Consider the following 10026-nt stretch of genomic DNA (forward strand, 5'->3'; position numbering starts at 1 on the left):
AAAAAAGGCGATGACGAGATTAGCGATATTCTCCTCCCCGATTTAACCCTAACTCCCAGACAAATTTTTGCCAAGGCCCGATTAAGTTAAGTAGGTAGGCGTTAAAAATCATCAGATGCCCCCCTTATTAAGGGGGATCCCCCCGCCTATCGGCACCCCCCTTATCAAGGGGGGCAGGGGGGATCGACACCCCCCTTATCAAGGGGGGCAGGGGGGATCGAAGCTAAAGTCCATTTTTAATTTAATTATAACCAGCTACTTAATGCCCTACAGTCTCGTTATAAGCGATCGCCCCGATCTGAAAATTCCCGCTCGATTGTCCTATCGCTTCGGTTGAAAATTGACCATGACTCTTATATCTTCTAAATCCCTCACTTTACCAGAATTTCTCTCGCTAACCGATCCCGATGGCGATATTACCTATGAATTAGTCGATGGAGAAGCGATCGCAAAAATGTCACCGAAATTCTTTCATTCTCGTTTAACTGGTGCTTTATTTCTCGTACTCGATCGCTGGAATCAAGGACGGGGAGAAGTGGGAATCGAATGGGCAATCATTCTCAGCAAAAACGATCGAGATTGGTGTCCCGTTCCCGATCTTCTCTACATTTCCCCGGAAAGGTTAGGAGATATTCCCCTCACCGATGAAGCTTGTCCCGTTCCCCCGGAATTAGTCATCGAAATTATCTCTCCGGAACAATCCTTCAGCAGCCTGAGCGAAAAAGCCGTGGACTACCTAAAAGCGGGAGTCAGTCGCGTCTGGATCGTCGATCCCCGGGCCAAGCAGATCACAATTTTCTATCCCGACGCACCCCCGGCGATTAAAAAAGGCGATGACGAAATTAGCGATATTCTCCTTCCCGATTTAACCCTAACCCCCAGACAAATTTTTGCCAAGGCCCGATTAAGTTAATGCCCTACAGTCTCGTTCTCAATCTCACACCCCGATCGCCGATCTATCCGAATTTTCTCACCGGACGACACCTTCACGCGCTATTCCTTACCCTTGTCAGTAGTGTTGATCAGGAATTAGGGAACATTCTACACGCAGCCGAGGCAGATAAAGCCTTCACCTTATCGCCACTACAGATGCAATCCGGGGGAAAAACGATAAATTCCCCGCAGTGGCGACACGAACGGGAGATCGCCCCCGAAACTCCCTGCTGGTGGCGGATTTCTCTGCTCGATGACCGATTATTTGGTAAATTAACTTCGCTCTGGTTGAATCTCAATCCAAAACAACCCTGGCATCTCGGTTCCGCCGATCTCGTCATCACTAGCGTCCTCGCCACCCCGCAATCGGTTCAACCCTGGGCGAACTCTTGTACTTATCAAGACCTGTATGAAAACGCCTCGGAAACGAATCGGGAATTTAATTTCCTTTTCGCTACCCCCGTCACCTTCCGGCAGGGAAAATTCGATAGTGCCTTACCGACGCGGGAACTGGTGTTTAATAGCCTTCTCGGTCGTTGGAATCGCTATAGCGGTATCCCCTTCGATTCTATTGCCCTAGAGTCGATTTTCCCCAGTTTCTTCGATATTCAAACGAAATTAGCCGACGAAGCCTATAAAAACCATTCGATCGGTTGTGTGGGTGAGATTCACTATCGTCTTTTGGGAGAGGTGGAACCCGCAAAGATTAAAGCGATTAATGTACTGGCGGATTTTGCCCTCTATGCGGGAGTGGGACGGAAAACCACCATGGGAATGGGGATGACTCGCAGAATTGCTAAGGAGAAAAGATAGCCATGGATGAATCTGATTACATACCGATCGCCGCTCTCAACCATTACGCCTACTGTCCCCACCGTTGTTGGAGAATGTTCGTCGCCGGGGAATTTCTCGATAATAGCTACACGATCGAGGGAACAAATTTACACGAGCGAGTTCACACCGTCGGGGCGGCAACCCGCGAGGAAATATGGCAAATTCGGGCGATCTGGCTTAAATCAGATAATTACCGTCTCATCGGTAAAGCCGATCTGATCGAGTCCCAGGATGGCGAATTTATCCCCGTGGAATACAAACGGGGCAGTAAAGGCGAATGGGATAACGACGAGTTGCAGGTGTGCGCTCAAGCTCTGTGTTTGGAAGAAATGACTGGAAAAAGGCTAGATACCGGCTATATCTACTATGCCAGTTCTCACCAGCGTCAACCGGTGGCGATCGATCTTGCTCTACGGCAACGGGCGATCGCTACGATCCGAGCAGTTGAAACCCTGATCCAGACGGGAAAAATGCCCCCGGCGGTCTATTCTCCCCGCTGCAAGGGATGCAGTTTGTTCGATCGCTGCTTGCCCCGATTAACCGAAAAAGTCCAACGATATCGAGAGGAAGACTAAAAAATATGGGAACGGTATATGTGACAAGAGAAGACGCATTTCTCGGCAAAAATGACGAGCGTTTAACGGTCAAAGCATCCAAGGAAACGATCCTCGATGTACCTCTATTGAACGTGGAAGGAGTGGTGATTTTCGGACGGGGTTCAGTTTCTCCCGCATTGGTGATCGAATTGTTGGAACGTCATATTCCGCTCAGTTTCGTCACATCCACCGGACGCTATCTCGGTAGATTGGAACCGGAGATGACCAAAAATATTTTCGTTCGTCGAGCGCAATGGCAGGCCGCCGGCGATTCTCCGAAAGCCATTCAATTAGTGCGGGGATTCGTCCGCGGCAAGCTGAAGAATTACCGCAACATTCTACTCCGTCGTCAACGAGATCGAAAAGAGTTGGATTTACAAACGGCGATCGCTTGTTTGGAAGCAGCGATCGGCTCGATCGCAACAACCTCGGCGATCGATTCTCTCCGGGGTTTAGAAGGAGCCGGAAGCGCAGCCTATTTCAGTTGTTTTGATTCCTTAATTCTCGGCGATACTTTTACCTTTACCTCGCGTAACCGTCGCCCCCCGCGAGATCCGGTCAATTCTCTTTTGAGTCTGGGTTATGCGTTATTGCGCCATGACGTGCAGAGTGCGATCAATTTGGTCGGTTTTGACCCCTATCTCGGTTATCTTCACTATCAACGCTACGGTCGCCCCTCGCTGGCACTAGATCTGATGGAAGAATTTAGAGCGATCGTCGTTGATGCCGTGGTTCTCAATGGGGTCAATCATCCTTATCTTACCCCCGAACATTTCACCACCGAACCCTTAAGCGGTGCGGTTTCCTTGACGAGAGAGGGATTACAGATTTTCCTGCGCTTGTACGAACAGAAGAAACAATCCAAGTTTAAGCATCCGGTAATGGGTAAACAGTGTACTTATCAAGAAGCTTTCGAGATTCAGGCCCGACTAATGGCGAAATATCTCATGGACGAGACGGATAAGTATCCACCTTTGATTTTAAAGTAGATAGAGGCGATCATGTATTTTGTTGTCAGTTACGATATTTCCGACGATAAGCGACGAACCAAAATTCACAATACGTTAAAGTCCTACGGCCAACGGGTGCAGTATAGTGTTTTTGAGTGCGATCTAACCGATACCCAGTACGCTAAGCTGCGCGGGCGCTTGAGTAAGTTGATCAAACCCGATACCGATAGCATCCGCTTTTATTTTCTCTGCGCCTGTTGTCGGGGTAAAGTGGAACGCATCGGTGGTGAGTTACCCCGGGATAATACAATTTTTTTTGTTTAGCTCGGTTGCGCTTCCGGGTAGCTGTAAAAATCCTTAACTATTATCTGGTGGCTGAAAAGCTTATGGAATATAGATTCGAGATGATTTTCCTTTCCAACGCGGGGCGCACCTTATCCCGTAAGGTTTTGCGGGTTCTTGAAGAAGTGGGTCACTTGCTGTACAATGGGTTTATTGCGGGTGCGGCGCAACGGAACCTTGAAAATCCCATAGCGTACGGCTTTTACCACTGGGCGGTTCCAATTAATCTTAAACCCTATTAGGGATTGAAACCGGCAGATTCCGAATTTCTAGTTGTTACACCAGTTCCAATTAATCTTAAACCCTATTAGGGATTGAAACTCTGTATTTCCAAATTTCCAGTTAACTTAATCCCGTTCCAATTAATCTTAAACCCTATTAGGGATTGAAACGGAGACATATTGGCTTCGGCAGCCGCTTCTACCAGTTCCAATTAATCTTAAACCCTATTAGGGATTGAAACGAGGCTTTATTTGGATCGACTGTGATCAAGCGGCAAGTTCCAATTAATCTTAAACCCTATTAGGGATTGAAACCGTTTAACCGCCAACTCCACCGGATCACCCTCAAGTTCCAATTAATCTTAAACCCTATTAGGGATTGAAACCGGCTGTGGCTTGCCGATGGAAAAACTGATGCTCTCAAGTTCCAATTAATCTTAAACCCTATTAGGGATTGAAACAAGCAGAATACCTTGATGAAGAAGGGGAGAATTTAGGGTTCCAATTAATCTTAAACCCTATTAGGGATTGAAACTTTCCAGTAGAAACCCCGCCTAAGTCTGCACAATAGTTCCAATTAATCTTAAACCCTATTAGGGATTGAAACTTTTGCGAAAAGGGCGCTCTAAAAGGAGAAAAAGTTCCAATTAATCTTAAACCCTATTAGGGATTGAAACTAATGTAAGAGGTTTTACAGTAGCTGGGGAGTTTATTGTTCCAATTAATCTTAAACCCTATTAGGGATTGAAACCGTAGGTAAGGATTAATGCCCATCGGACATATAATTGTTCCAATTAATCTTAAACCCTATTAGGGATTGAAACAACTTGCAGCTATTTTTAAAGATTTGCTTGACTAGTTCCAATTAATCTTAAACCCTATTAGGGATTGAAACCCGCGATCGTATCGGGATCATCGTGGTGCAAACCGTCTCGGGTTCCAATTAATCTTAAACCCTATTAGGGATTGAAACCACAGCCCTTTCCCCCTCAGATACCTCCTAGGTGATTTTCAAGTTCCAATTAATCTTAAACCCTATTAGGGATTGAAACAAAAAGGGGGAATAGCTATGGCTTGTTAATGCTTGTTCCAGTTCCAATTAATCTTAAACCCTATTAGGGATTGAAACTTTTCCCCAGCAATCACCGGGGGGAATATAATGATAGTTCCAATTAATCTTAAACCCTATTAGGGATTGAAACAGGAAAAAGTGGATGGCCGTATCCTCGTGCAAAAAGTTCCAATTAATCTTAAACCCTATTAGGGATTGAAACGGGGGGGCAATCCGGTCCATTCGGATCAGTGCAATCAATGGTTCCAATTAATCTTAAACCCTATTAGGGATTGAAACATGGGGCAAGGGCTTTCATCCATCTTTCATTCACCTCGTTCCAATTAATCTTAAACCCTATTAGGGATTGAAACTATCCGGCCCATGCTGGGGATTGGAATTGGTGGAGTTCCAATTAATCTTAAACCCTATTAGGGATTGAAACATAAAATTTGTAGCCGAATGCTACAAACTTATGCCAGGTTCCAATTAATCTTAAACCCTATTAGGGATTGAAACTGACTGGACAAAAGCACTAGATTGCATTATGATTAATGTTCCAATTAATCTTAAACCCTATTAGGGATTGAAACGTTTTTCTTACATTAACCACTTTTCCAGTAAAAAGTTCCAATTAATCTTAAACCCTATTAGGGATTGAAACCCGGATTTCTCTCAATTGGCTTTTGATTCTATTCGTTCCAATTAATCTTAACCCTATTAGGGATTGAAACTCGCAGTTGGCTAGTGGTTTGATAAACTCCAACAGTTCCAATTAATCTTAAACCCTATTAGGGATTGAAACGTAAGCCGCACTATACAAGGGGTGTAGCTTACAGTTCCAATTGTTCCAATTAATCTTAAACCCTATTAGGGATTGAAACTCAAGCTTGGATTTTCCCGAATTCTCCTGCCCGGGTTCCAATTAATCTTAAACCCTATTAGGGATTGAAACTCAAGCCGGATCGCCCAAAACTCAATCAAGGCAAGTTCCAATTAATCTTAAACCCTATTAGGGATTGAAACGTGATCTGATAGGCCACTAGGCTTACGCCTGATTCAAGTTCCAATTAATCTTAAACCCTATTAGGGATTGAAACCTACGCCGGGCAGGTTTTGGGTCTAAGAGCCGGCAGGTTCCAATTAATCTTAAACCCTATTAGGGATTGAAACGGGGACATGAAAGCTAGGCGACTATTCCCTAGCAAGGTTCCAATTAATCTTAAACCCTATTAGGGATTGAAACCCGCCGAATTTTTTAGGAGCCAATACTCAAGCCGGGCGTTCCAATTAATCTTAAACCCTATTAGGGATTGAAACGTATGGCAAAGACTGTCGTAACGCCTATAAAGATGTTGTTCCAATTAATCTTAAACCCTATTAGGGATTGAAACACATCAATAGAAGATAGTCACAAATCCCTCTAGCGGTTCCAATTAATCTTAAACCCTATTAGGGATTGAAACCATTTACTTTTTAATGAAGCCACCCCATAATTTAATCAATGGTTCCAATTAATCTTAAACCCTATTAGGGATTGAAACGTAAGCCTCACTGTATAAGGGGTGTGGCTTACAACGTTCCAATTAATCTTAAACCCTATTAGGGATTGAAACTAATTCAGTAACACTGATAACTAATAACTAATAACCGTTCCAATTAATCTTAAACCCTATTAGGGATTGAAACAAAACTGAATTTAAATTAGTTTGAATATTTGCAAGCACGTTCCAATTAATCTTAAACCCTATTAGGGATTGAAACTTCAAATCATTTCCTCCAGCAATATTAGATATTTCGTTCCAATTAATCTTAAACCCTATTAGGGATTGAAACAATGCGATCCTCAAGAGATTCGATGTGTACTCCAAGTTCCAATTAATCTTAAACCCTATTAGGGATTGAAACCTAGTAATCACTTTATTTAAAGCCTCGAAACAAGCTAATGTTCCAATTAATCTTAAACCCTATTAGGGATTGAAACACAAATCTCTCTAGCCCGATTCCGATTAGCCTCCTGTTCCAATTAATCTTAAACCCTATTAGGGATTGAAACGATATTGGGCAATACTTCACGCAATATTAATGTGGGTTCCAATTAATCTTAAACCCTATTAGGGATTGAAACTCCAATTGTGAGCATATCCTTTATAGACCAAATTGTTCCAATTAATCTTAAACCCTATTAGGGATTGAAACTTACTACACGGGACCTAATCAACCCTAGAGGGAGGTTCCAATTAATCTTAAACCCTATTAGGGATTGAAACAACACCTTATGGGCAACGCGCCCGGAATAGGATTGTTCCAATTAATCTTAAACCCTATTAGGGATTGAAACATTCTTATACTACATTGCTAAACCCTTGCTATATCTTGGTTCCAATTAATCTTAAACCCTATTAGGGATTGAAACATATGTCCCCACTACCACAGCCCAGTTCCCCCTTGTTCCAATTAATCTTAAACCCTATTAGGGATTGAAACGAAATTCTCATCTATTTCAGGATCATAATTTCGAGTTCCAATTAATCTTAAACCCTATTAGGGATTGAAACACTAGCCGGAAGCCAATCCTACGCAATTGTGAGAGTTCCAATTAATCTTAAACCCTATTAGGGATTGAAACAATCAAAGTTAAAGGAGGCTAATCGGAATCGATGTTCCAATTAATCTTAAACCCTATTAGGGATTGAAACTTTTTTATCCGTTGACTGGACAAAAGTGCTAGATGTTCCAATTAATCTTAAACCCTATTAGGGATTGAAACGAATTTGATCGGATAGCCCGCTTTATCAAGCCGGGTTCCAATTAATCTTAAACCCTATTAGGGATTGAAACAGAACATTAGTAGGAACAAAAAAAATGGCCTTTAGGTTCCAATTAATCTTAAACCCTATTAGGGATTGAAACCCGACGGAGCAGCTTCGGGCCGAAAGGGATCAGGTTCCAATTAATCTTAAACCCTATTAGGGATTGAAACGATAAATCTCTGGCAGATACTAATCCTCAAACAGGTTCCAATTAATCTTAAACCCTATTAGGGATTGAAACTGTATTGATTTAGAGGGAGAAAGTTGGAATTTAGTGTTCCAATTAATCTTAAACCCTATTAGGGATTGAAACTTAAAATCGTTTCCTCCGGCAATATTAGATATGTGTTCCAATTAATCTTAAACCCTATTAGGGATTGAAACGGAATTTAGTACCTCAAACTTTTTTTACCGGAACAGTTCCAATTAATCTTAAACCCTATTAGGGATTGAAACAAGCTTTACAAAAATTAATATTTTTAAATAACCATGTTCCAATTAATCTTAAACCCTATTAGGGATTGAAACATAAGAATAATAATCATTCTCATTTTATTTCCATGTTCCAATTAATCTTAAACCCTATTAGGGATTGAAACACAGGAATTATTTCTGGCCGAACAATTGCAATCCGTTCCAATTAATCTTAAACCCTATTAGGGATTGAAACACTACCCTGAACCGCAGGATGCAAGAGTAAGGAGTTCCAATTAATCTTAAACCCTATTAGGGATTGAAACCTTAGCTAGGCCTTAAATATCACCTAATAGGCTAGTTCCAATTAATCTTAAACCCTATTAGGGATTGAAACAATTTTGAATCACTAAGTTTGCCCGCAACTGCGAGTTCCAATTAATCTTAAACCCTATTAGGGATTGAAACATAGTATTTAATGAAACCGTTAAAGCGTAGTGATGTTCCAATTAATCTTAAACCCTATTAGGGATTGAAACCCTTTTGGAGACGGCACTAATACGGTTTTTGTAATGTTCCAATTAATCTTAAACCCTATTAGGGATTGAAACATTTCTTTCTTTAATAAAGCTTTCTTTCTCAGCTTGTTCCAATTAATCTTAAACCCTATTAGGGATTGAAACCACCTCTCGCGCTTCAGAAAGCGATCGGACTATAGTTCCAATTAATCTTAAACCCTATTAGGGATTGAAACGATGGGAACACAGTTAAAGCTTTGGTTCAATCTAGTTCCAATTAATCTTAAACCCTATTAGGGATTGAAACCAATCGGCGGAGAATTCGAGCGAAATAAGTCCCTGTTCCAATTAATCTTAAACCCTATTAGGGATTGAAACCCCTACAGTCTCCGGGATGCCTACGCCGTTCGGGTTCCAATTAATCTTAAACCCTATTAGGGATTGAAACTCATGGCGAAACCCTCAAGATGGTGATGGTTTGCCCGTTCCAATTAATCTTAAACCCTATTAGGGATTGAAACGCTGATTATTTGCTCAAACACTACCGAGAAGATTGTTCCAATTAATCTTAAACCCTATTAGGGATTGAAACACAGCTTAGACCAAATTCTGTGCATGGCAATTTCATGTTCCAATTAATCTTAAACCCTATTAGGGATTGAAACATTCATCGTTAGGCATACTCCAAAGTGTTAACTGTTCCAATTAATCTTAAACCCTATTAGGGATTGAAACTTAATTTCTGTGTAGCTCATTTTCTGACTCTTTTGTTCCAATTAATCTTAAACCCTATTAGGGATTGAAACACAACAAACTCAACAGGACATCTTGCGGCAAATGGTTCCAATTAATCTTAAACCCTATTAGGGATTGAAACTTTACCGTTGTCGAGCGTTGTCACCGTTGCAACCGTTCCAATTAATCTTAAACCCTATTAGGGATTGAAACTGATGATTCCTTCGGCTCGAATTTGGAATCGGCAGTTCCAATTAATCTTAAACCCTATTAGGGATTGAAACTAGATTATAAACTGCGAATAATAATAGCAATTTTGTTCCAATTAATCTTAAACCCTATTAGGGATTGAAACTCATACAGCTTCCCAGACACTATATATGGATTATCTGGTTCCAATTAATCTTAAACCGCAACATCTCAATAAATGCTGGTAAGGAAGCCGAAGTCAACCTAGAAAATGAACCCGCACTCGTGAGAAAGCATCGACTTAGGTTGCACTGAGGAAGAAAATCTGCTTTAACTAAGGATATGCTTCTTCCCATAGAGCGCCCTGAAACCGAACGCACTCCCTTAGTCAACTGGTTGCTGAACCTGGTGGCCGAGCAAAAACAGGTGA

Annotated in this window: 5 protein-coding genes, 1 pseudogene and 2 CRISPR repeat arrays; all 6 genes and pseudogenes read left to right on the plus strand. The window is 41.8% G+C overall.

Annotation, left to right across the window (positions count from 1 at the left end):
* A pseudogene (locus PX482_RS25995) lies at nucleotides 1-90 on the plus strand (Uma2 family endonuclease); the annotation flags it as partial.
* A 256-nt stretch (nucleotides 91-346) separates the two neighbouring features.
* Nucleotides 347-913, plus strand: a complete 567-nt coding sequence (locus PX482_RS26000) for a Uma2 family endonuclease (RefSeq protein WP_002762267.1) — start codon at nucleotides 347-349, stop codon at nucleotides 911-913.
* Nucleotides 913-1746: a CRISPR-associated endoribonuclease Cas6 gene (gene cas6 / locus PX482_RS26005; RefSeq protein ID WP_002762268.1), complete on the plus strand. Its 834-nt coding sequence runs from the start codon at nucleotides 913-915 to the stop codon at nucleotides 1744-1746. The genes PX482_RS26000 and cas6 overlap by 1 nt, the downstream gene beginning before the upstream one ends.
* 2 nt (nucleotides 1747-1748) lie before the next feature.
* A complete protein-coding gene (gene cas4, locus PX482_RS26010) occupies nucleotides 1749-2342 on the plus strand; it encodes a CRISPR-associated protein Cas4 (protein ID WP_002762270.1) in 594 nt (197 codons plus the stop codon).
* Nucleotides 2343-2347: 5 nt separating this feature from the next.
* The gene (cas1d, locus tag PX482_RS26015) at nucleotides 2348-3352 is read left to right on the plus strand and encodes a type I-D CRISPR-associated endonuclease Cas1d (protein ID WP_002762272.1); all 1005 of its coding nucleotides are present in this window, start codon (nucleotides 2348-2350) and stop codon (nucleotides 3350-3352) included.
* Between the two features lie 12 nt (nucleotides 3353-3364).
* A complete protein-coding gene (cas2, locus tag PX482_RS26020; protein ID WP_002742874.1) occupies nucleotides 3365-3637 on the plus strand; it encodes a CRISPR-associated endonuclease Cas2 in 273 nt (90 codons plus the stop codon).
* Nucleotides 3638-3870: 233 nt separating this feature from the next.
* A CRISPR array of direct repeats spans nucleotides 3871-5592; the repeat unit is 37 nt; unit sequence GTTCCAATTAATCTTAAACCCTATTAGGGATTGAAAC.
* A 103-nt stretch (nucleotides 5593-5695) separates the two neighbouring features.
* Nucleotides 5696-9762: direct repeats of the CRISPR family, unit length 37 nt; unit sequence GTTCCAATTAATCTTAAACCCTATTAGGGATTGAAAC.
* The last annotated feature ends 264 nt before the right edge of the window (nucleotides 9763-10026 follow it).

Origin of the sequence: Microcystis sp. M53602_WE12 (assembly GCF_030065455.1) — a bacterium.
In the GTDB taxonomy this organism is placed as follows: domain Bacteria; phylum Cyanobacteriota; class Cyanobacteriia; order Cyanobacteriales; family Microcystaceae; genus Microcystis; species Microcystis aeruginosa.

Excerpts from the sequence above, each read along its gene's own strand:
- PX482_RS26000 (WP_002762267.1), top strand. The coding sequence starts at position 347 with ATGACTCTTATATCTTCTAAATCCCTCACTTTACCAGAATTTCTCTCG.
- cas6 (WP_002762268.1), top strand. The coding sequence starts at position 913 with ATGCCCTACAGTCTCGTTCTCAATCTCACACCCCGATCGCCGATCTAT.
- cas4 (WP_002762270.1), top strand. The coding sequence starts at position 1,749 with ATGGATGAATCTGATTACATACCGATCGCCGCTCTCAACCATTACGCC.
- cas1d (WP_002762272.1), top strand. The coding sequence starts at position 2,348 with ATGGGAACGGTATATGTGACAAGAGAAGACGCATTTCTCGGCAAAAAT.
- cas2 (WP_002742874.1), top strand. The coding sequence starts at position 3,365 with ATGTATTTTGTTGTCAGTTACGATATTTCCGACGATAAGCGACGAACC.